Annotated in this window: 24 protein-coding genes; 13 read left to right on the top strand and 11 right to left on the bottom strand. The window is 65.6% G+C overall.

The genetic code is table 11. The features are described from left to right. Window positions 1-30: 30 nt before the first annotated feature. The 3 genes from BLR57_RS04800 to BLR57_RS04795 are packed head-to-tail and all read left to right on the top strand — an operon-like array spanning window position 31 to window position 1,215. Complete coding sequence (locus BLR57_RS04800; RefSeq protein ID WP_089695533.1) at window positions 31-216, top strand: DUF7331 family protein; 186 nt, start codon at window positions 31-33, stop codon at window positions 214-216. 47 nt (window positions 217-263) lie between these two features. Continuing rightward, window positions 264-767 (top strand): DUF7322 domain-containing protein, encoded by a 504-nt coding sequence (locus BLR57_RS18855; RefSeq protein ID WP_139173276.1) that lies wholly within the window; start codon window positions 264-266, stop codon window positions 765-767. 25 nt (window positions 768-792) lie between these two features. Beyond that, entirely contained in the window at window positions 793-1,215 is a 423-nt protein-coding gene (locus BLR57_RS04795; protein ID WP_089694670.1) for a DUF7346 family protein, read from the top strand. 8 nt (window positions 1,216-1,223) lie between these two features. Here BLR57_RS04795 and rad50 read toward each other — a convergent pair whose 3' ends face one another. Genes rad50 through BLR57_RS04775 form a run of 4 tightly spaced genes read right to left on the bottom strand, consistent with a single transcriptional unit; the run spans window position 1,224 to window position 6,015 of the window. Next, window positions 1,224-3,917, bottom strand: coding sequence for a DNA double-strand break repair ATPase Rad50 (gene rad50, locus BLR57_RS04790; protein WP_089694668.1), 2,694 nt, complete (start codon window positions 3,915-3,917; stop codon window positions 1,224-1,226). Next, entirely contained in the window at window positions 3,914-5,329 is a 1,416-nt protein-coding gene (gene mre11, locus BLR57_RS04785) for a DNA double-strand break repair protein Mre11 (RefSeq protein ID WP_089694666.1), read from the bottom strand. The genes rad50 and mre11 overlap by 4 nt, the downstream gene beginning before the upstream one ends. Continuing rightward, window positions 5,326-5,712: a DUF7966 family protein gene (locus tag BLR57_RS04780; protein WP_089694664.1), complete on the bottom strand. Its 387-nt coding sequence runs from the start codon at window positions 5,710-5,712 to the stop codon at window positions 5,326-5,328. The genes mre11 and BLR57_RS04780 overlap by 4 nt, the downstream gene beginning before the upstream one ends. Window positions 5,713-5,754: 42 nt before the next feature. Continuing rightward, window positions 5,755-6,015, bottom strand: a complete 261-nt coding sequence (locus BLR57_RS04775) for a MarR family transcriptional regulator (RefSeq protein WP_089694662.1) — start codon at window positions 6,013-6,015, stop codon at window positions 5,755-5,757. A gap of 137 nt (window positions 6,016-6,152) precedes the next feature. Between BLR57_RS04775 and pan1 the strand changes: the two genes are divergently transcribed. Beyond that, window positions 6,153-7,370 (top strand): proteasome-activating nucleotidase Pan1, encoded by a 1,218-nt coding sequence (gene pan1 / locus BLR57_RS04770; RefSeq protein ID WP_089694660.1) that lies wholly within the window; start codon window positions 6,153-6,155, stop codon window positions 7,368-7,370. A gap of 74 nt (window positions 7,371-7,444) precedes the next feature. Here the strand turns inward: pan1 and BLR57_RS19835 are convergent, their stop codons facing one another. Continuing rightward, on the bottom strand, window positions 7,445-7,579 hold the full coding sequence (locus BLR57_RS19835; RefSeq protein WP_280140438.1) for a hypothetical protein: 135 nt from the start codon (window positions 7,577-7,579) through the stop codon (window positions 7,445-7,447). 41 nt (window positions 7,580-7,620) lie between these two features. Then, window positions 7,621-10,065, bottom strand: coding sequence for a glycosyl hydrolase (locus tag BLR57_RS04765; protein ID WP_089694658.1), 2,445 nt, complete (start codon window positions 10,063-10,065; stop codon window positions 7,621-7,623). 185 nt (window positions 10,066-10,250) lie between these two features. On the opposite strand from BLR57_RS04765, the gene nth reads away from it, so the two are divergent. Both nth and BLR57_RS04755 read left to right on the top strand, forming a co-directional pair. Then, entirely contained in the window at window positions 10,251-10,937 is a 687-nt protein-coding gene (nth, locus tag BLR57_RS04760; RefSeq protein ID WP_089695529.1) for an endonuclease III, read from the top strand. Between the two features lie 47 nt (window positions 10,938-10,984). After that, window positions 10,985-11,212 (top strand): hypothetical protein, encoded by a 228-nt coding sequence (locus tag BLR57_RS04755; protein ID WP_089694656.1) that lies wholly within the window; start codon window positions 10,985-10,987, stop codon window positions 11,210-11,212. Between the two features lie 103 nt (window positions 11,213-11,315). On the opposite strand, the gene BLR57_RS04750 is transcribed toward BLR57_RS04755, so the two are convergent. Next, window positions 11,316-11,795 carry a DUF7321 family protein gene (locus tag BLR57_RS04750; RefSeq protein WP_089694654.1) on the bottom strand — a complete coding sequence of 160 codons (480 nt, stop codon included), beginning with the start codon at window positions 11,793-11,795 and terminating at the stop codon, window positions 11,316-11,318. 97 nt (window positions 11,796-11,892) lie between these two features. Between BLR57_RS04750 and BLR57_RS04745 the strand changes: the two genes are divergently transcribed. The 7 genes from BLR57_RS04745 (at window position 11,893) to BLR57_RS04715 (ending at window position 16,084) form a co-directional block, all read left to right on the top strand. Further along, on the top strand, window positions 11,893-12,780 hold the full coding sequence (locus BLR57_RS04745; protein ID WP_089694653.1) for a DUF7319 domain-containing protein: 888 nt from the start codon (window positions 11,893-11,895) through the stop codon (window positions 12,778-12,780). A gap of 63 nt (window positions 12,781-12,843) precedes the next feature. Next, window positions 12,844-13,416, top strand: a complete 573-nt coding sequence (locus tag BLR57_RS04740; protein ID WP_089694651.1) for a plastocyanin/azurin family copper-binding protein — start codon at window positions 12,844-12,846, stop codon at window positions 13,414-13,416. After that, complete coding sequence (locus BLR57_RS04735) at window positions 13,413-13,802, top strand: DUF7318 family protein (RefSeq protein ID WP_089694649.1); 390 nt, start codon at window positions 13,413-13,415, stop codon at window positions 13,800-13,802. Before BLR57_RS04740 ends, BLR57_RS04735 begins: the two co-directional genes overlap by 4 nt. A 3-nt stretch (window positions 13,803-13,805) precedes the next feature. Beyond that, a complete protein-coding gene (locus BLR57_RS04730) occupies window positions 13,806-14,606 on the top strand; it encodes a cytochrome b (RefSeq protein ID WP_089694647.1) in 801 nt (266 codons plus the stop codon). Between the two features lie 4 nt (window positions 14,607-14,610). Beyond that, window positions 14,611-15,381, top strand: coding sequence for a cytochrome b family protein (locus BLR57_RS04725; protein WP_089694644.1), 771 nt, complete (start codon window positions 14,611-14,613; stop codon window positions 15,379-15,381). An 18-nt stretch (window positions 15,382-15,399) separates the two neighbouring features. Beyond that, window positions 15,400-15,816: a DUF7315 family membrane protein gene (locus BLR57_RS04720; protein ID WP_089694642.1), complete on the top strand. Its 417-nt coding sequence runs from the start codon at window positions 15,400-15,402 to the stop codon at window positions 15,814-15,816. Further along, window positions 15,809-16,084, top strand: coding sequence for a DUF7314 family protein (locus BLR57_RS04715; RefSeq protein WP_089694640.1), 276 nt, complete (start codon window positions 15,809-15,811; stop codon window positions 16,082-16,084). The genes BLR57_RS04720 and BLR57_RS04715 overlap by 8 nt, the downstream gene beginning before the upstream one ends. A gap of 36 nt (window positions 16,085-16,120) precedes the next feature. Here BLR57_RS04715 and BLR57_RS04710 read toward each other — a convergent pair whose 3' ends face one another. The 4 genes from BLR57_RS04710 to BLR57_RS04695 form a co-directional block, all read right to left on the bottom strand. Continuing rightward, window positions 16,121-16,330, bottom strand: a complete 210-nt coding sequence (locus BLR57_RS04710) for a heavy-metal-associated domain-containing protein (RefSeq protein WP_089694637.1) — start codon at window positions 16,328-16,330, stop codon at window positions 16,121-16,123. 428 nt (window positions 16,331-16,758) lie between these two features. Beyond that, window positions 16,759-17,202, bottom strand: a complete 444-nt coding sequence (locus BLR57_RS04705; RefSeq protein ID WP_089694635.1) for a DUF7313 family protein — start codon at window positions 17,200-17,202, stop codon at window positions 16,759-16,761. Window positions 17,203-17,226: 24 nt separating this feature from the next. Beyond that, entirely contained in the window at window positions 17,227-17,937 is a 711-nt protein-coding gene (locus BLR57_RS04700; RefSeq protein ID WP_089694633.1) for an NAD(+)/NADH kinase, read from the bottom strand. Window positions 17,938-18,035: 98 nt separating this feature from the next. Next, the gene (locus tag BLR57_RS04695; protein ID WP_089694631.1) at window positions 18,036-19,340 is read right to left on the bottom strand and encodes a M28 family peptidase; all 1,305 of its coding nucleotides are present in this window, start codon (window positions 19,338-19,340) and stop codon (window positions 18,036-18,038) included. Between the last annotated feature and the right edge of the window lie 60 nt (window positions 19,341-19,400).

Below are 19,400 nucleotides of genomic sequence, written 5' to 3'. Positions count from 1 at the left end.
TACTATGTCATGACATACCACGATTCACAAATGTCCGACCACGCCAACGACGAGCAGTGGGACAGTCCAGGAGCTTCGGCTCCTGAAGCACAGGCTGACGGGGTCGGGACAATCGAGTCGTACGACACCGACGAAGGGGTGGTGTTCTACGACTCGGAGAATCCGCTTGCATGGGTCCAGGCGTCGGCGACAGTTCGCCTCGAAGAGTCCGTCTAGACCGGCGAAGCCGAATTCTTTTCCGCGCTTGTGTCGTCCGGTGAGGTGTGGCTCCCGACCCGTGGCCCGACGAACCGGACGAACCCGACCCCGAGGCACGCTGGGGAGATCCCGAAGCGCGCTGGGGGGATCCGGAACGCGACCTCGAAAAGCGCGTCCGTATCCCGGAGGTCTCGACTCCCGAGCCGAGCGGCGGTTCGGCGGACCCCGAACTCTCACGGGCGTTCTGGGCCAGCGTCCTCTTCGTCAACGTCGCCGTCTTCATGCTGAGTCTCGGGCCGCTTCTCGTCTTCTTCCGCGGCCGGTGGACGCTCGGACTCGGTCTCGTCGCCGGTGGCGTCCTGCTGCTCGGTCGGACGTACCAGCTCTATCAGTCGGTTGCGGATCGCTCGGGGAGTGCGGACGCAGACGACACAGACGACGCCGACGCAGACGTAGATGTAGACACCGACGCCGATGCAGACGCCAACGCGGATGCAGACGCCAACGCAGAAGCAGATTCTGAGACAGATACCGACGCAGACGACGACAGCCCCGAACGCAACCCCTAACCGACTCCTCGCCCTCCGCCCGACTATGCGAACGGTCCGCGACGACACCGGCAAACGCTACCTCCTCGTCAAACAGTCGAGCGACAGCAGTCGCGTCCGCGACCCCGACACGGGAGAGGAACGCTACCTCGACAACGCCGAGCTGGCGGTCGTCGACGGGGAGTCGCCGCTGGAGACGGTCGCCGGAGGGATTCCGGCGTCGGTCCGACGCGTCATGACCGCCGTCCCGAACGACCGCGCGCTCGGCTTGCTCATCGACCTCGTCGACCGCGGGCCGGTCCCGGTCGTCGACCTGCTCGGCTCCTACGACCTCTGTGAGTCGGACCTCCACGGCCTGCTCACCGAGTTCCGGGCGGCTGGGCTGGTCGAAGAAGTGCGAGTCTACGGCGAACGCGGCTACGGCGCGACCGACCTCGCAAAAGAGGGCGTCGGCGAACTGCGCGACTGAGTTCTCCTCTAATCGTCGTTCGCCAGCGTCTCCGCCGCCGCCAACGACGCTGCGTCCTCACGGCGGACCGACGAGCGGTTCGTGGTGCTGTTCTTCTCGACCGTGACGAGTTCGTCCGCCGCGCCGACGAGTTCGTCGTCGTGGCTGACGATGATGATCTGTCGCACCCCGAGGCTCCGCATCTCCTCGACGAGGTCGACGAGCCGCGAGACGTGTCCCGAGTCGAGGAAGACGGTCGGCTCGTCGAGGATGAGCGGCGGGAGCGGCGCGGTCCCGTCGATGCCCTCGGCGAGCAGCCGGTAGATGGCACACCGGAGGCTCAGATTGAACAGTGCGCGCTCGCCACCCGAGAGCTGCTCGGGGTCGAGTGCCTGCCCGTCTTTCTGGAAGACAGTGAGTTCGTACTCGCCGTCGAGTCGGATGGTGGAGTAGGCATCGTTGCCGTAGACGAGGTCGAAGGTCTCATTGAGCATCCGTTCGAGCGTCTCGACGTTGCGCTGGCGGAGGTCCGCCCGCAGGTCGCCGTACAGCCCCTCCAGCTCCTCGGTCTCGTCGTGGAGCGATTCGAGCGCGGCGACACGCTCGGCGGCGGCCTCGCGTTGCTCACGGAGCCGTTCTAACCCCTCGATGGCGTTCTGGACGCCGCCACGCTTGCTCTGGAGGTCGTCACGCTTCTCGGCGAGCCGTTCGAGTTCGTCTTCGACCTGTTCGAGGTAGTCCACGGCCTTCTGCTTCCGTGTGCGTGCGGACTCGACCTGTTCCTCGTCGACCTCGGCGCGGAGGTCGTCGCGTTGCTCACGCTTGTCCGCGAGATGGCCCCGCCGCTCGTCGTTGAGGTCGTCGAGGCTGGCGCGCTTCTCGCGCAGTCGCTCGGCCGTCGACTCCGTCTCCTCGATACGCTCTCGGAGGTCGGTCAGGCGGTCGAGCCGCTCCTGCCGTGCCTCGACCGTCTCCAGTTTCTCCTCGTGGGTCTCGACGGTCTCTCTCGTCTCGGCGGCCTCGGCGGCTTTCTCTTCGGCGATTTCACGGGCGTTCTCCGCCCGCGTCGACAGCTCGTCGGCCTCCTCGCGGAGCGTTTCGGCCTCCTCGCGTTTCTCGGCGACCGAGTCTGCCTTCTGGTCGACGAGTTGTCCGATACTCTCGCGTCGCGACCGCAGGGACTCGACCTCCGACTCGGCCTCGACCAGCGATTCGGCTTCCTCGATGGCGGCGTCACGTTCCTCGCGCTCGGCCTGCAGCTCCGCGAGGTCGGCTTCCAGCGACTCGACACGCGCGCGGTCCTCGTCGAGCGTGTCGACGTGCGGCGAGTCCTCGACGGGCTGGCCGCACTCGGGGCATTTGCCTTCGTCGAGCAACCGCTCGGCCTCCTCGACGCGATTGCGGACGGTCGACAGCTCGGTCCGGACGTCTTCCATATCGTCCCGAAGCGACGACCGCTCCTCGCGCAACTCGGCGAGTGTCTCGGACGCGTCGCCGAACGCGACGTCGACGTCGCTCTCCTCGAACCGCGCTTCGAGGTCGGCGATCTCCTCGGCCATCTCTTCGAGCGTCTCGCGGCGAGTTTCGAGTTCCTCGGTCGCAGTCTCGACCTCGCTTTCGAGACGGCTGGCCCGCTCGCGTTTCTCCTCGGCGCGCGACTGCAACTCGTCGGCGTTGTTCCCGAGGTTCGTCGACTGGGTCTCCAACTGCTGTGCCTCCATCTTCGCCTCGTTCACCGACTCCGAGAGCGTGGATTCGCGCTCGTCGAGTTCGGCGCGGCGAGCGTCGATGGCCTCGTCGGTGGCGGCGTCAAGCGTCGTCTCCGCGAGCAGCGTCGAGACCGTCTCCTCCAGTTCGTCTTTCGTCTCGCGGGTTTCGCGGAGCCGGTCGCGGAGCTCCTCTCGCTCCTGTTCGGTCTCGCCGATCTTGTTCTCTAACTCCGCAATCTCCTCGTCGAGCGCGTCGAGTCGTTCGCGCTTCTCCTCGTGGCTGTCGAGGACGGCCTGTGCCTCGTCGCGGCTCTCCTCGGCCTTCCGCTTTTGGGCCTCGTAGTTCTCGACCCTCGAATCGAGGTCGTTGAGCTGGCTCTCCAACTGATTGAGCTTCTCGTGGAGGTTCTGGGACTCTCGCTCCTCGATCTGGGCATCGAGTTCGTCGAGCGCGCCGCGCTTGGTGGCGAGGATGTCCTCCACACCGAGCCGGGCCTGTCCCGCCCGCTCGCGGTAGTCCTCCAGCTTGCCGAGTTGGAGCAGGTCGTCGATCATGTCCTGTCGCTGGCTCGGCGTCGCGTTGATGAGCTTGTTCACCTCGCCCTGTCGGACGTAGGCACAGTTGACGAACGCCTCGGCATCCATCCGCAGGAGGTCGGTGACGAACCGCCGCACGTCGCGCGCGCCGTCGACCGTCACGTCCGGGCCTTCGAGCACGCACTTCGCGGTCGTCGTCCGCTCACCCGACGAGCGCAGGCGACGCTCGATGTGGTACGAGCCGCCGTCGTGGACGAACCAGAGTTCGATCTCGGCCTCTTCCTCGCCGTTGGTGATGACGTCGTCGAGCGTCTCGTCCAGTGCCTTCGCGCCGTAGAGCGCGAAGAAGCAGGCTTCGAGGAGCGAGGACTTGCCGCTGCCGTTCAGCCCGTGGATGACGGTCACGCCGTCGTTCAACTGGAGGTCGGCGTCGGCGTAGGGCTTGAAGTTCTGCAGGCGGACGCGCTCGAACCTCATTGGAAGTCCTCCATGGAGACCTGGCCGTTGCTCACGGGGTCCGAGTCGTCGGTGCTGGTCTCGTCGGCGTCAGCGGCGTCGTCGGCGTCAGCGGCGTCGTCGGCGTCAGCGTCCCCGTCGACATCGTCGGCCTCGTCTACCGATTCGACTTCTTCGGGCACGTCGTCGAGATCGGTGGTCTCCTGGACTGCGTCGACGTCGTCCGGAACGTCGTCGAGGTCCGTGGTCTCACTGCTGTCGTCGCTGTCATCGCTCCCGTCGCTGTCATCGCCGTCGTTGCCGCCGCTGTCCGTGGCACCCGGCGCGCGCTCGAAGGCTCCGTCGTCACCGACGAGCGCGTCGACGCGGGCTTTCACCTCCTCGCGGACCTTGCTGTCGGGCGTCTTGCTCGCGCGGACCGTCTCGTCGATGTCGAGACCGGCCTGCGAGAGCCCCATCTCGGAGAGCCGCTCGCGGACGGCGTCGTCGGGGTCGGCGAAGCTGACCGAGAGGTCCACCTCGGCCGCGTCGATCTCGCGGCGGTCCTTGACGCGGGCGATGAGGGCGCCGCGTTCCGTGGCGAATTCCTCGATACTGGCCGGGGTCACCGGGTCGCCGTCGCCGGTGATGCTGACGATGACCACCGCCTCGTCGAGGTCGTGCTGGCGGACCTGCTCACGGACGCGCTCCGCGCCTTCACCCTCGGCGAGGTCGACGTCGACGAAGACGAACGGTCGCGTGTCGAGCGCGCGGCGGCGGATGTCGACGCCGTCGTCGAAGGTGACGACGTTGTAGCCGCGGCCGGGTTCCTCGCTCGCGCTCGCGCGCTCGGTCGACCCACAGTAGGTGACCCACGTGCCGTCGACCTGTGCCTCGTCGGCTTTGTGGTTGTCGCCGAGGAGGACGGCGTCAAAGGCGACGTTCGATTCGGCGAGGACGGTCTCGGTCTCCCAGTTCGCGTGCGCGAACGGGGTAAAGAGACCGTGGCTCACGAGGGCCGCGTGGTCGACGTCGTGGGGCGTGAACTGATAGTCGAGGTCGTCACGTCGGGACTCGGGGACGTGGTCCAGCCCGTAGAAGGCCGTGTCGCCGAGCACGTAGGGGTCCGCACCGAGGCGGACGGCCAGCCCGAGGTTCTCGAAGAGGTCGAGCCACTGGCCGCCGCGCGTCGACTCGTGGTTGCCGACGACAGCGAGGAAGGGAATCGCTGCGTCAGAGAGCGTTCGGAGGGCCGAGAGCGTGCCGAGCAAGTCCTGTAGGTCGGGGCGGCGGTCGTGAAAGAGGTCGCCCGCGTGGACGACGGCGTCGACGTCGTCCGCGACGGCGTCGTCGACCACCTGCTCGAAGGCAGCGAGGAAGTCCTGGCGGCGCTCCGGCGAGTGGTACTGTCGATACCCGATGTGGGTGTCGCCGGTGTGTATCACCCGTGTCATCTGTCACCCCTTTGGCCAGCCCCCGGTAAAGTCGTTCCGCGAGCGTGGTGGAAGTGGTCGTGGGCATCGTCCGCAGGAGGCGTGGCTGCCGTGTCGACGCCCGCGGCCGCTCGCCGGTAGGCAGCCAGTTCGTTCGCGGCCTCTCGCCCGCGCGAGGCGAGGTCGTCGTCGCCGTGGGCCGCCGCGACCCGGACTGCGGTCCGGAGGTCGTCCACGCCGTGGTGCTCACAGAAGCTCGCAGCGTCGGCAACGGCCGTCAGCGACGCCGTCGCCGCGGCGATGACACGGCGGTGGTCGATGGCTCCGGCCGCTTCCCCGGTGTCGGCGTATTTGCCGTAGGCCAGTCCGTGGAGCGCGCGCTTGACGGTCGTCGGGTCGGCCATGGTTCGGGATGGTCCCGCTCTCGGACAAAAGGCTTCGCCCGCTCAGAGCGAGAGGGTGTAGAGCCGCTTGCGGGCGTCAGAGAAGGAGAAGCGCGAGTCGACGACGCCCTCGTCTTCGAGTCTGGTCAGCGCGTAGCGGACTGTCCGCGGCGGGAGCAGCGTCTCCTCGGCGAGTTGGCTCTGCGTGAGTGTGTCGTTGTAGTCGAGGACTTTCGCCACGAGCTTCGCGCTGGGTGGAAGCTCACGGACGGGTGCCCAGCGGTCCGACGTGCTGTCGACGGTGACTGCCTCTGAACTGCTCATCTTGAGTTACCCTGGAGCATACAGGGTGATAATAATTTCTATGTGGGAATATGCACGTCAATCATTTATCCGGCCGAGGCGCGGCGAGGTGGGCCCCGACCCGAAGCCTCTTATTCGGGAGTGCCTTATTCCGGATGATGAGCGATACTGTGGACGACGTCGATATGCCATTCGACGAAGAGTCGGCGTCGCAGCAGGAGAAAGTCGAGACGCTCCAGGAGCGCCTGGAGGTCTTGGAATCCCAAAACGAGGAGATGCGAGACAAGCTCCTCGACGCGAACGCAGAGAACAACAAGTACCAGCAGAAGCTCGAGCGTCTCACTCACGAGAACAAGAAGCTGAAGCAGTCGCCGCTCTTCGTGGCGACGGTTCAGGAGATCACCGACGAGGGCGTCATTATCAAGCAGCACGGTAACAACCAGGAAGCCCTCACCGAGGTCACAGACGAGATGCGCGAGGAGCTGGAACCCGACTGCCGAGTCGCGGTCAACAACTCTCTCTCTATCGTCAAGCGCCTCGACAACGAGACGGACGTGCGGGCGCGGGTCATGCAGGTCGACCACAGCCCGGACGTCACCTACGAGGACATCGGCGGTCTCGAAGAGCAGATGCAGGAGATCCGCGAGACGGTCGAGATGCCGCTCGACCGTCCGGAGATGTTCGCCGAGGTCGGCATCGACCCGCCGTCCGGCGTGCTCCTCTACGGCCCGCCGGGCACCGGGAAGACGATGCTCGCGAAGGCCGTCGCGAACCAGACCGACGCCACCTTCATCAAGATGGCTGGCTCGGAACTCGTGCACAAGTTCATCGGTGAGGGCGCGAAGCTCGTCCGGGACCTCTTCGAGGTCGCCCGCGAGAACGAGCCTGCCGTGCTCTTCATCGACGAGATCGACGCCATCGCCTCGAAGCGGACGGACTCGAAGACCTCCGGCGACGCCGAGGTCCAGCGGACGATGATGCAGCTGCTGGCCGAGATGGACGGCTTCGACGAACGCGGCGACATCCGCATCATCGCGGCGACGAACCGCTTCGACATGCTCGACCCCGCCATCCTCCGCCCTGGTCGCTTCGACCGCCTCATCGAGGTACCGAAGCCCAACGAGGAGGGTCGTGAGATCATCTTCCAGATCCACACCCGCAACATGAACGTCGACGACGACGTCGACTTCGCGGAACTCGCCGAACTGGCCGACAACGCCTCCGGTGCGGAGATCAAGGCGATCTGTACGGAAGCCGGGATGTTCGCCATCCGCGACGAGCGGACGGAGATCTATATGCAGGACTTCGTCGACGCCTGGGAGAAGATCCAGGCCGAGAGCGACGAGGACCCCGACACCTCCCGCGCCTTCGCCTGATCGGCAGTTCGGTTCCTTTCCGTTTTCACGATCCGTGAGCGGCCGCGCTGTCTCTCCGCACTCGGACCCGACGTTCAGAAGGCGAGAAAGACGAGGAACGGGAGGACGAACAGTGCGACGAAGAGGACGAAGAGCATCAGGCCGTAGCCAGCACCGAGACCGGCGACGGTACGCCACGACTCGTGGCCGAGGGTCTCTCGAAGGTTCATGGCCGAGAGATGTGACGGCCGACGCTTAACTGTTCACACCGCTACTTCTTCCCGTTCCCTCTGCCGTTCGATGCCTGCTGTTCAGATGCTCTTTCGTCGACGCTCGGGAACGCCCCCGACAGCGTCGGCGACTCGACCGTTCGGGCCGTCGTCGCCGTCTCGCCCGCGGGAACCGTCAGCTCCGTCCCGTCGGAGAACGTGACGGTCTCCGGCTCGTTGCCGGCGTTGTGGGCGACGTAGGTCCGCGTGTCGCCGTCGCGGAAGACCGCGTAGAGTGCGGTGTCCGCCGAGACCGTCGCGTCGGGCGTCCCGACGACGTCGAGCGTGTAGAGCCAGTGGGCCGTGTGGGCGCGCGACTCACCGAAGTCGCCAGTGCTGTAGCCGTTTTCGTACCAGGACAGTGCCTCGTCGGGGTCAGAGAGTGCCCGGAACTCCCAGAGGACGTCGGTGTACCAACCGAGGTCGAACTGGCCGTCACCGCCGTCGTTTTCGAGGAACTCCTGCCAGTTCGCGTCGGCGGCCTCGCGGTTCCAGCCGAGATAGAGCGAGTGGCCACCGACCGGGAGATAGTTGATGGCGTGAATCGCCTCGGCGTCCTGGTTGAACCACGTCGCGTACTTGTAGCCCGACCCCCAGACGATGGCGGCGTAGTCGTAGCCCCATTGGTCAGGAATGTTCTCGTCGGCGACGTCGAACCAGTACTCCAGTGCCGCGTGTATCTCGTGCGTGTAGAGGTAGATCCCGACGTCGCGGAGTTCCTCGTTGCCGGTCGCTTCGCCCCAGAGGACGAGCGCGGCGTAGGCGTTGATGGCCTCCGAGGAGGACTCCTGGTTGCAGCCAGCGGGAAGTTCACCGCTGCCCGACGCCCACGAGTGGCCCGCGTAGGGGCTGAAGTTCCGGAGGAACGGGTAGCGGTCGTCGTCGCGGTCGGGGTTGGCGTAGTCGCGGACGAGTTGGTTCACGACGCCGCCGTACTGGTCCTCTGCGGCCCATTCGGGGTCGACGCGAGCGAGTTCCGCGGCGGCCTTCACCCAGTAGCCGTAGTGGAAGTGGTGGTCGTTGAGGTCGGCGTCGGCACCGAAGCCCATCGGCGTTCCGTTTAACGTCCCCCAGACGTCGTCGTACCAGAAGAGGTCCGTCTGGTCGACCTCGCCGTCACTGCCGGCAGAGAACCACGTCTCCAGTTCGTCGCGCATCGCCTCGTGGAACGTGTCGGCAGCTGCATCGTCGCCGACCTGCTCGGCGATGGGAGCGAGCTGAAGCAGCCGTTCGAAGTTCTTGCCGGTCCAGTAGGTTCCCTCGCCCTGCCAGTCGCGGATGAGCGGCGACGACTCCTCGACGCTGTCGACGTGGTCTGCGAGGTTCGGCACGTCGGCGACGTCCGGCAGGAAGGGGAGCAGCCCCCGGTAGGGATGCTCTGTCGTGAACGACGACCCGGCCCGGACGGGCATCTCCCCGCGCGGGGAGACATAGGACCAGTCGGTGAGGTCCTCCTGCACCCAACGCGCTTGGTGCGGGTAGAGTGCCGTGAGCGTCTCCTTCGATCCGCCGTGTTTCGCGTCCAGTTCGTAGCTGTACTCGGTGACGACGGCCGAGCGGTCAGCGTCGTACTCCCACGAGACGGTCGTATCCGTCACGAAGGCGTAGGCGCGGCGACGGTAGGCGTTGAGGATCTTCGGCGACGCCTCCGGCAAGAGAGCCACGGAGGCGTAGCCTTCGCCCTTCAGGTCGGAGGTTGCGACGCCGTCGTCGACGCCATCCCACGAGGCCCCCGGCGGCGCAAACAGGCCGTAGTGGTGGCCGTTCACCGTCACGCCGAGGACGTGCTCGCGCTCGTGCCAGACCGAGACGTCGTTGTCGACGTCATCGCCGAAGGCGACCTCCACGCCGCCGTTCTCCGTCTCGCAGTAGACGAACGGCGACCCCTGCGTCAGGGTCACGTCGATGCTGGCGTCGCCGTCGGTGCGGCGGTAGGTCGCGGACCAGTCGCCGTAGTCGGCGACCCGTGCTTCGGTGCCGTCGCCGACGGCCGGATGGCCCAGGGTGAGGTCGGCGTCGATGGGGCCGTTGGGACCCATCGTCGCGAAGTCGTCCTGCCGCGGTCCCGACGAGAACGGCGCGTCGCGGACCTCCCACTCGTCAGGGTAGGTCACGGCGAGACCGGACTCGGTCACGCGGGCCGCCAGCGGGTGGACCCAGAGGTTCTCCGATAGCTCCCGCCAGAGGAGCGTCGTCCACCAATCGTTGGAGGGATACGGTGCGTCGAGGTCTTCGGTCGCGTAGACCGTCCGCGGCGGCGCGCCCGCCGACTCGGGTTTGACGTGCGCGATGCTGCCCGCACCGAGCTGTTCGATGTCTGCACTCTCGGCCGCGCTGGCCGTGAGACTGCCACCGGCTGCGAGGACGCCGCTGGCAACCAGCCCTTGGAGGTACGTTCGTCGTGTGAGCCGGCTTCTGTCTGTCGCTGTAGGTGTGTCGTCGTTCATAGCGGTCGCTGTGTGTGTCCGTGGCAGCCTGTCACTGCCTGTCACTGGACAGCAAGCATTTGTTCTGCATAAATCTTTATCGAATTAAAAGACGGATTTCTTGTAGGCGACTACTGAACAGCTACGTGATACTTCTCGCTGCCGACTCCGAACCACTCAACACACCGTCGTCCTATCTCCTCCCTATGGGAACGCCGCTCGACAGCCGTGAGGAACAGGTCGTCGAGGTGCTCGACCGCCTCTACGACGCCTACCCGGACACGACCATCTCGCTGAACTTCTCGAGCCGCCTCGAACTGCTCGTCGCGGTCATGCTCTCGGCACAGTGCACCGACGAGCGTGTGAACAAAGTCACCGCCGATCTCTTTGAGAAGTACCACTCCGCGGAGGACTTCGTGAACGTGCCACGGGAGGAACTTGCCGAGGACATATCCTCGATCACCTACTACAACAACAAGTCGAAGTGGATCCAGTCGGCGTGCCAGACCATCATCGACGAGCACGACGGCGAGGTGCCGGACACGATGGAGGCGTTGACGGACCTCACCGGCGTCGGCCGGAAGACGGCGAACGTCGTCCTCCAACACGCCCACGACGTCGTCGAGGGCATCGTCGTCGACACGCACGTCCAGCGCATCTCGCGGCGACTCGGCATCACCGAGGAGGAGTATCCCGAGAAGATCGAACAGGACCTGATGACGGTCGTTCCCGAAGACGACTGGCAGGAGTTCACCCATCTGTTCATCAGCCACGGCCGCGCGACCTGTACGGCCATCAACCCCGACTGCTCGGACTGCGTGCTCGAAGACCGCTGTCCGTCGTCGAAGGTCGACAACGAGGTCGACCTCGCCAGCGACGAGGCGTGGGACTGACCCGGTCGGCCACCACTTCTTTTTGGCTGTCAGTTCAACCGACGAGTATGCCCGACGACGAACACGGCATCGACATCGAGGAGGATACCGACCTCGACGTGCAGGGTGACGACGTCGAGGGCGAACGAGTCGAAGAAGAGCGCGAGGACGCGCTCGAAGACGCCGAGGCCGAGCGCAAAGAGACCGAAATCGAAGAGCGTTCCGAGGAACGCGAACACGAGGCCGCCGAACAGGAGAACCCCGACCGCCACCGCGACGAGGAGCCGTACCAGTAGTCTCGGTCGGACTGCCGCGTGACGTTCGCGTCACTGTCGTTCCACTCCCACGCTATCGCACGCCTTCTTTTTCGGTGTCAGGTTGCGACCGGTGAGCGTTGCCTCAGACCACGTAGCCGGTGAGATACTGGTAGACGCCGAGGACGTACGCACCGATCCAGAACAGCACGTAGCCGAAAACGCCGATACGGAGTCGGCCGCGCCAGGCACCCATGTTCTCGTGGAGGTCGTCGAGGTCGACGTCCTGGTCGGGGTCGCGATAGAGGTTGGCGTTGTGTTTGGCCTGGAAGATGCGGACGATACCCGTGAGTGCGAAGATGAGCATGGCGTAGGCTTGCAGCCCGAGGACGGCGTGAAGTGCAAAGAGACCGCCGAACTGTTCGAGCAGCCGCGGAGCCATCCACGTCACGACGGGGACGGTGTTGAGCGTCAGGCCGACGACGATGAACTTCAGGTGGTAGGTGAGGACGTCCCAGGTGACGGTCTCGGCGTCGATCATGATCCACGCCCCGTAGAGATAGAAGGGGAAGCTCGCGGTCACGAGCACCGCCGCCGTCGTCGCGAACGTCGTGTCGCTTACCATCGGTCGCACTAGGGAGAGCGACGGGGTAAATGACCCGACTCCGGCCGACACCGCGAGGTCGCAAAGCGTTTACTCCTCGCGCGACTAGTCGAAGCCAATGGCAGACCCGTCATCCTCGTCGACCGGTACGGACGAAGACGGCCCGGATGGGCCAGCCCGGCCGACAGACGGTGCGAGCGAGGACGCTTCGGAGCACTCCGACCGGCCGGAGCAGTCGGCCACCGCGGAGACCAGCGACGCCGACTTGGAGGCCCTCCGCCAGCAGGTCGAAGAGAAGTACGACTTCGACAACTTCGGCCCGGCCGACATGGCGGAGATGAGCCTCGACGAGTGGGAGGCTGTCTTCGACGCCGACTCGTGGGTCACCGGGGTAGAACTCTTAGAGCGGGTCGAGAAGGACCTCAAGAACCAGATCGCCCGACGTGACGTCTTCGCAGTCGTCGAGCGGCTGGAAGACGACGGCGAACCGCGGCTCGTCGCCTACTCCGACGAGGGCTTCGCCGTGGTCTATCCCGACGGCAGCGTCGACGGCCGTGGGACCGTCCTCCGCGACGTCAAGCCGACCGTGGCACTCTGTTCGATGGAGGACTACGAGGTCGAAGAACCGCCCGAGAACGTCTCGTTGCCCAGCCCGGACGACGTCCCGGAGGGGACGGGCCAACTCGGCAACAACATGCTCCAGCTCGTCGCAGTCGGACAGATCATCGCTGGACTCGGTCTGTTTCTCGCGTGGGTCCCGCCGATTCAGCTCATCACGACCATCGTCGCCCCCATCATCGCGGGTGTGTTCGTCCTCATCGGACTGTTCCTGTTCGTGACGGTCGCCAACGCGCGACTGTCGGACCGATTCCGCGCCGAGGAGTACCGCAACCGGCTCCGCGCGGTCAGTCTGGAGGAGGGGGAGAAACCCGACTTTTTGAAGCTGGTCGAGGAGGGGTCGGCGACGACGCGAGATGACCGAGAACAGGGCGTAGAAGGGTCCTGAACAGGGTCTCCGTCGGGCCACAGTCGGTGGGTTTAAGCACGCTCCATCCTGAGGGCAACGTGTATGAATAGGCGGGAATTTCTGAGAGCGGCAGGTGGTTCTGCCGCGGTCGCAGCCGCGACAGCCCAGTCCGCCTCCGCACAGGAAGGCGAAGGTGGCGGTGGCGGCGGTACCCAGACCGTCGCGGTTGGGCCGGGCAACTCGCTCGTGTTCGAACCGGCGGAGCTGGAGATCGCTCCCGGGACGACGGTCAACTTCGTCTGGGAGTCGGACACCCACAACGTCATCCCCTCCTCGACTCCGGAGGGCGCGACGTGGGAAGGGACGGGTCCCGAGTCGGAAGTGTTCGACACGGGCTACGAGTACTCACACACGTTCGACACGCTCGGCACGTACGAGTACTACTGTCAGCCGCACGAGTCGGCCGGCATGGTCGGCTCGATCACGGTGACGGAGAACCCCGGCAGCGCGGGTGGCGGCGGCGAGAAGGAACTACACGAACTCGGTGTCCCGATCCAGGCCCACTGGGTCGGTGCCGGGACGATCCTCGGCATCATCGTCACCATCGTGTACACCTTCTACATCCTGAAGTACGGCGAGTCGCCGAACACCGGTAACACTGGAGGGAGCCAATGAGCTCCACCGGCAGTACCTACGGTGACATCCACCGGTACGAACCGGCACGCGAGAGCACCGCAGCGGCCATCGCCATCGTCCTCCTGACGGTCATCGAGGTCCTGTTCGTGTTCCTGTTCACGTACGGTCTCATCTCGGGATGGGCGTTGAGCGACACCGGGAACATGTTCCTCGGTGGTATCCTCGCGGTGGTCTTCGTCGACCTCGCGTTCATCCTCGCACTGTACCGCAAGGAGTTCCTCCCCGACGTGATGATCGTCAAGAAGCGTCGTCGCAAGTGGGAAGACCTCTACGTCCGCGAGGAGGACGTCGACGGCAACCAGATCGGTAGCGCGGACGCCTGGGACACGGTCAAGCGCGCCGTCTACCCCTACTACAAGAGGTAACCAATGAGTTTAGAGAAGAAAGACGACTACGATCACAAGGGCTGGATGAAGACGAAGGATCTGTCGCCCGTCGAGACGACGTTCCTGACCACCCTCATCTGGCTCGACAAGCGACTCCGCATCGTCGACTATCTGGAGCTGCTGGAGACCCTCTACTACCGGGTCAACCTCCAGATGCCGAAGAGCCACACCGAACAGTACAACCTCGACAACAAGTTCTGGTACTGGTATCCGCTGTATACGCTCGGGTTGTTCTCGACCCTGTCGTATATTGTGGCCGCCGTGAGCGGCGCGTTGCTCGGGTTCTACTACTCCCCAGCACAGGGGAACCCCGAGGAGGCGACCGTCGCCTACAACAGCATCGCGTTCATCATGCAGGACCTCCAGTTCGGGTTCATGCTCCGTTCCGTCCACCGCTGGGCGGCACAGGTGATGGTCGCGGCCGTGTTCCTGCACATGCTGCGGGTCTACTTCACCGGCTCGTACAAGGAGCCGCGTGAACTGAACTGGATCCTCGGCATCATCCTGATCAGCCTGACGATGGTGTTCGGATACACCGGCTACCTGCTGCCGTGGGACCAGCTGGCGTTCTGGGCCGGCCAGATCGGCGTCGAGATGTCGCTCTCGATCCCGCTCGCTGGCGAGTGGGTCGCCCAGCTGCTCTTCGGTGGCTTCACCCTAAGCCAGGCAACGTTGCAACGGATGTACATCTTACACGTGTTCCTGCTCCCCTTCGTGGTGACGACGCTCATCGCGATCCACATCGGTATCGTCTGGGTGCAGGGCATCGCGGAACCCCACTAAGACCATGAGCGAGAACGAACCCAACGACGAGGAAACCGAGGTTCGCACCGACGGGACCGGCATCGTCGCACCGGACGACGAGACGCCGACCTGGAGCGAACGCAAAGAACGCAAGACGGGGCTCTCACGGCTCACCTACGAGTACTTCGAGCGCTCCCGTCGTGAAGACCAGGACCTGCGGATGGAGTCCGACTACGTCGAGCGCGACGTGCTCGGCTTCCCGACCTGGCCCCACGAGACGGTCCGGAACCTCTCTATTGCGGCGTTCTTCGTCGGGATGATCTTCTTCCTCTCGGCGACGATGCCGCCGCACATCGGCGCACCGGCGAATCCCAGTAGTACGCCGGCCATCATCCTGCCCGACTGGTATCTCTACTGGTCGTTCGGCCTGCTGAAGCTGAACCCGCTGAACCCCGAGCTGGCCATCCTCGGCGGCTCGAAGATCATGGCCGACCGGACGTACGGTGTGCTCGCGAACGGTGTCGTCGTCGGTGCCATCGCCATCGTGCCGTTCCTCAACAAGGGGAGCGCGCGGCGTCCCGTCGAACAGCCCTTCTGGGCTGCCATCGGGGCGTTCGGCGTCACCTTCGCACTGACGCTCAGCCTGCTCGCGATCAAGAACCTGATGCCGATGAACACCGACCTGCTGTTCGACCTGACGTTCCTGTTGCCCGGCGTCGTCGGTATCGTCACCTACGCGGTGCTGAAGACGATGCGCGAGGGCTACATGTACGACCTCAACCGTCGCTACTACCGGCTCCGTCCGCCGAAGTAACGACATCTCTCCTCTCTCATGTCTGATTCAGATACTGCAGCGCGTCCAACCGAGAGTGACGCCTCAAGCGACCGCGACGCCGACCGCGACGGACGCTCGTCGGGCCGCGGCAGCCGCGACATCGTCGTCCCGATGCGGCTGTACAAGACGGTGACCGTCTTCTCGACGCTCATCGCCGTCGTCTCCGTCGTCGTCGGCTTCGTCCTACTCGACGCCGCAACGTTGTCCGTGAGCTTCCTCAGACGGGCCATCACGAGCCTGCTCGGCGCGCTCGGCCTGACTGTCGCCGCCGACGTGTTGACGGCGGTGCTCGCGCTCGCCGGACTCGCAGTCATCGGCTTCGGTGCGGGCGTCTACATCATCGGCACGCGGTTCCGTGCCCAAGGAATGGGAAAGTCTCAAGAGGACTCCGACGAAGACTCAGATAATGGCTGACGAGTTCATCAAGGGGCTCGGTATCTTCACGGGCGCCGGTCTCGCGTGGATGGTACTGGCATCGTGGTACCAGACGGAATCCTTCGAGAGCACGCGACAGCTCATCGCAGCACCGCCGGAGGCGGCGAACCTGTTCGACGCGGTCGCTATCGGGATGATCGACGTCCTGCTGTGGTTCGCGCTCCTCGGCGCGCTCACCTTCTGGATACTCATCCCGGCCGGCCGCGAGGCCCGCAAGGCGATCGAGAACCGCCGCTCGAACAACTGAAACCGACCGTCTTCTGCCTTTCTCTCCCTGTCCGAGCTACGGGTTCGCGTCGTAGCCCAACCGCTCCATCGTCGCGCGGAGGTCACCGACCGAGACGTCGCCGTCGACGAGGACCTCGACCGTTCCGCTGAGATGGTCCACCGTGGCTCGCTGGACGCCGTCGACCCGCTGTAGCGCGCGCAGGATCGTCTCCTTGCAGCCGGTACAGTCGATGGCAGTGACTGTGAGTCGCTCCCGGTGGCTCATATCCTATGGTACGTACGGAACCCCCAATCCGGTGTTACGGTGTGGCAGCGGCCGTGCAGTCCCGTCGCCACCGACGTGGCACACTCGTCGGCCGCTCACTCAGCTCCCGTCATCCGACATCGTCGGTATCGGCCAGTCGTCGGGAGTGGTCAGTCCTGTGACGTCGCGCACGTCGCCGTCGCAGGCAGTGAGTCTCGCGCTAGCATCCGGTCTGTCGTCCGCAGTCGTCTCGGCGTGCTGCTGCTGTTCGGAGCAGGATGGAAACGAGTCAGCCTCGAACCCGTGCGGAGCGGTTCGGCGCGTGACGGCCCGAGTGCTACGCTCGTGCGGCGTGGTAACATTTGAAAGCCGCTGTCCGTCGGTATCGGACCGGACCCTCGGAGAGCAACCGCTCGGGGGCCGAGAGCAGACCGAAAAAAGGTGTCAGCTCAGACGATGAGTTCCCAGTAGTCTGCGACCAGGAAGAAGAGGCTCTGGTACGCAGCGTACAGGAGAACGACCAGCGACGCCGTGATCGCCGCTTTCGGCCGTTCGAACTTCATGTCGTTTCGGACCTCGACCTTGCGGGACTCGAACTCGAAGAGGTCCGCGACGAACACCCCGAGGACGAGCACGGACATGACCATCCCGCCGTGCGGTTCGACGATGAGGAACGCGAACGACGCGAGGACGAGCAGCAGCGTCGTCACCGAGTGTGGCAGCCAACGCGTGACGTCTTCGTGGTCGCCCGACGCCGCTTGCTGCTTCTGCTTCTGGTGTGCGACGATGCGCGTAACCATGTTGACGAGCACCAGCCCCAGAATGACGTACTTGAGCAGACCCTCGAACGCCGCGAGCGCGTCGACAGGGACGAGGAACTGTAGCGGTTGCATAGTTGTCCTTCGGACGAGGAGTCTTTAGAGTTTTTCCAATCGGTCCAGCCGCATCTCGGGCAGTCGCCACAGGTCGACGGTGTCGACGACGCGGAGTCGGACCGACTGGTGCGGTTCGACGAACTGGAGTTCCGCGCCGTCGACGACGAGCGAGACGGGACCGTCGTCGCGGGCGACAGTGAGCGTCACGTCGTCGTCGGCGACCCACGTGCTCGACCGCGTCGAGAACGGCGAGACCGGGACGACCGCGAGCCCGGTCCCCGACTGGAGCACCGGTGCACCAGCGGCGTGGGCGTAGCCGTGCGTCCCGAGCGGGGTGGCGACGACGACGCCGTCCGACCGGAAGTCGGTGACGCGCTCGTCGCCGAAGTCCACTTCGTACTCCGAGATGCGCGCCGGCTCGCTCGTGACGAGCATCGCATCGAGGACGCCGCGGGCGACCTCATCGCCGTCGACGGTCGCCGAGAGAACCGGATGCGCCACGGCCGACCCCTCGGCCGCGGCGAGGCTGTCGAGCGCGTCTTCGAGGTCGTCGCGAGCGGGTGACAGCGAGAAGGGACCGAGGTCCGCCCCGACAGGGAGGACGGGCGTCTCGGGCGCGTCGCGGGCGACGGCGACGAACTCCGCCTCGCCGACGGTGACGACGAGGTCCGCCGTCTCCGCGTCGGTCAGAGTCGCCCCCGCGGCCGCGGCTGCCTGCGCAAGTTCGTCGTCGCCGCGGACGGCGAGCTTCACGGTGACTCCTCCCCTGCGTCGGTCATCATCGGAGGTAGCTCACGCGGGGGTAAAAGACTGCGTGATTCGGCGGTCACAGCGGGTTCGGTGCGCCCTGTTCAGTACGGCCAATCGCCGGTGACGCGCATCCCCTCAGCGAGGTCCTCGTCTTCGAGCGTCGCGGCCATCTCCTCGGCGGACTTGTGGGTCGTCTCCACGTCCTCACCGGCGAGTTCGACGACCAGCTCCGTCAGGACGATGGCTTGCTCGCGGAAGGTTCGCTTCTCCAGTTTGTCGAGCGTGTCGGCGGGCGTGTGCGCCCAGCCGCGGCCACGACCCTCCTTCTCCGCGGAGACCATGTAGCCCGGCACGCCCCACTGCACGAACGGCCAGTGGTCGCTGTGCGGCACGAGCTTCGGGTTCGTCGTCACCGGCTGACCGAGGCGGTCGGCGACGGTCTCGGCGGCGGTCTCCAGCGCGTCGAAGCCGTGGGTGTCGAACTTGAGCGTCCGCCCGCGGACCGTGCAGTCGACGTTAACGACGGCCTTGACGGCGTCGCGGTCGACGCGCTCGGACTCGTGCTCCGAGCCGACGAGACCGACCTCCTCCGAGCCGAAGCAGACGAACCGCACCTTCGTCGACAGTTCGTCCTCGCGGTCGGCGAGCGCGCGGGCCAGTTCGATCACGGTGGCCGTCCCGGTCCCGTTGTCGGTCGCACCCTCACAGATGTCGTGGGCGTCGGCGTGGCCCGTCACGAGAATCTCCTCGTCCGTGTCCGGACCGAGTTCGGCGTGGACGTTGCCGCTCGTCGCCTGCGGCGTCTCGCAGCTGACCTCGATGGCGACCGGTTCGCCCTCGAAGCGACGCTTCAGGCGGTCGCCGACCTCCTTGCTCACGCCGACGGCGGGGATGTCGCCGATAGGAGCCTCGGCGGTGCCGACGCTGCCGGTGATGGGCAGGCCACCCGCGGCGTTGTTGGCGAAGACGAAGCCCACGGCTCCGTGTTCGACGGCGTAGTAGTACTTCTCGCGACGGTGGACACCGCGCGGGTAGTGACTTGGAACACTCGACGAGACGACGACGACCTTCCCCGCGACGTCGGTTTCCTCGAACTCCTCGGGCAGGCCGTGGCCCACGTCGACGAGGTCGGCTTCGACGGTCTCGGCAGGGCTACGTGGGAGCGCGATGCAGTCCTGTGTCGTCTCGCCCGCGTAGAGCGCGCTGTTGCCGCGCTCCCAGCCTTGGATGTCGAACGGGTCGATACGGGCGTTGCGCGCGCCGACAGCCGACAGCGCGTCGCGTGTCTCCTCTAAGGCCTCGCGCTCGCCGGGCGAGCCAGCCATCCGGTTGCCGATGTCGACGAGGGTTTCGAGATGGTCCCAGCCGACGTCGCTGGTGAAGCTGTCGCCGATCCAGTCAGACATGGCCCTGTGTGGGGGTGGTCGCAGGGTAACGATTTCGGTCGTTCAGCCGGACGACGCGAA

This window comes from Halogranum gelatinilyticum, assembly GCF_900103715.1.
Classification (GTDB): Archaea; Halobacteriota; Halobacteria; order Halobacteriales; family Haloferacaceae; genus Halogranum; species Halogranum gelatinilyticum.
This window is presented reverse-complemented; position numbering and strand designations above follow the sequence as displayed.

What these genes read in the sequence shown, in the direction of transcription:
- BLR57_RS04725 (WP_089694644.1), top strand. Translation starts at nt 14,611, where the DNA reads ATGAGCGAGAACGAACCCAACGACGAGGAAACCGAGGTTCGCACCGAC.
- BLR57_RS04795 (WP_089694670.1), top strand. Translation starts at nt 793, where the DNA reads ATGCGAACGGTCCGCGACGACACCGGCAAACGCTACCTCCTCGTCAAA.
- BLR57_RS04750 (WP_089694654.1), bottom strand. Translation starts at nt 11,795, where the DNA reads ATGGTAAGCGACACGACGTTCGCGACGACGGCGGCGGTGCTCGTGACC.
- BLR57_RS04730 (WP_089694647.1), top strand. Translation starts at nt 13,806, where the DNA reads ATGAGTTTAGAGAAGAAAGACGACTACGATCACAAGGGCTGGATGAAG.
- BLR57_RS04745 (WP_089694653.1), top strand. Translation starts at nt 11,893, where the DNA reads ATGGCAGACCCGTCATCCTCGTCGACCGGTACGGACGAAGACGGCCCG.
- mre11 (WP_089694666.1), bottom strand. Translation starts at nt 5,329, where the DNA reads ATGACACGGGTGATACACACCGGCGACACCCACATCGGGTATCGACAG.
- BLR57_RS04765 (WP_089694658.1), bottom strand. Translation starts at nt 10,065, where the DNA reads ATGAACGACGACACACCTACAGCGACAGACAGAAGCCGGCTCACACGA.
- BLR57_RS04735 (WP_089694649.1), top strand. Translation starts at nt 13,413, where the DNA reads ATGAGCTCCACCGGCAGTACCTACGGTGACATCCACCGGTACGAACCG.
- BLR57_RS04705 (WP_089694635.1), bottom strand. Translation starts at nt 17,202, where the DNA reads ATGCAACCGCTACAGTTCCTCGTCCCTGTCGACGCGCTCGCGGCGTTC.
- BLR57_RS04800 (WP_089695533.1), top strand. Translation starts at nt 31, where the DNA reads ATGTCCGACCACGCCAACGACGAGCAGTGGGACAGTCCAGGAGCTTCG.
- BLR57_RS04775 (WP_089694662.1), bottom strand. Translation starts at nt 6,015, where the DNA reads ATGAGCAGTTCAGAGGCAGTCACCGTCGACAGCACGTCGGACCGCTGG.
- BLR57_RS04715 (WP_089694640.1), top strand. Translation starts at nt 15,809, where the DNA reads ATGGCTGACGAGTTCATCAAGGGGCTCGGTATCTTCACGGGCGCCGGT.
- BLR57_RS04720 (WP_089694642.1), top strand. Translation starts at nt 15,400, where the DNA reads ATGTCTGATTCAGATACTGCAGCGCGTCCAACCGAGAGTGACGCCTCA.
- BLR57_RS04780 (WP_089694664.1), bottom strand. Translation starts at nt 5,712, where the DNA reads ATGGCCGACCCGACGACCGTCAAGCGCGCGCTCCACGGACTGGCCTAC.
- pan1 (WP_089694660.1), top strand. Translation starts at nt 6,153, where the DNA reads ATGAGCGATACTGTGGACGACGTCGATATGCCATTCGACGAAGAGTCG.
- nth (WP_089695529.1), top strand. Translation starts at nt 10,251, where the DNA reads ATGGGAACGCCGCTCGACAGCCGTGAGGAACAGGTCGTCGAGGTGCTC.
- BLR57_RS04740 (WP_089694651.1), top strand. Translation starts at nt 12,844, where the DNA reads ATGAATAGGCGGGAATTTCTGAGAGCGGCAGGTGGTTCTGCCGCGGTC.
- BLR57_RS19835 (WP_280140438.1), bottom strand. Translation starts at nt 7,579, where the DNA reads ATGAACCTTCGAGAGACCCTCGGCCACGAGTCGTGGCGTACCGTCGCC.
- rad50 (WP_089694668.1), bottom strand. Translation starts at nt 3,917, where the DNA reads ATGAGGTTCGAGCGCGTCCGCCTGCAGAACTTCAAGCCCTACGCCGAC.
- BLR57_RS04695 (WP_089694631.1), bottom strand. Translation starts at nt 19,340, where the DNA reads ATGTCTGACTGGATCGGCGACAGCTTCACCAGCGACGTCGGCTGGGAC.
- BLR57_RS04710 (WP_089694637.1), bottom strand. Translation starts at nt 16,330, where the DNA reads ATGAGCCACCGGGAGCGACTCACAGTCACTGCCATCGACTGTACCGGC.
- BLR57_RS04755 (WP_089694656.1), top strand. Translation starts at nt 10,985, where the DNA reads ATGCCCGACGACGAACACGGCATCGACATCGAGGAGGATACCGACCTC.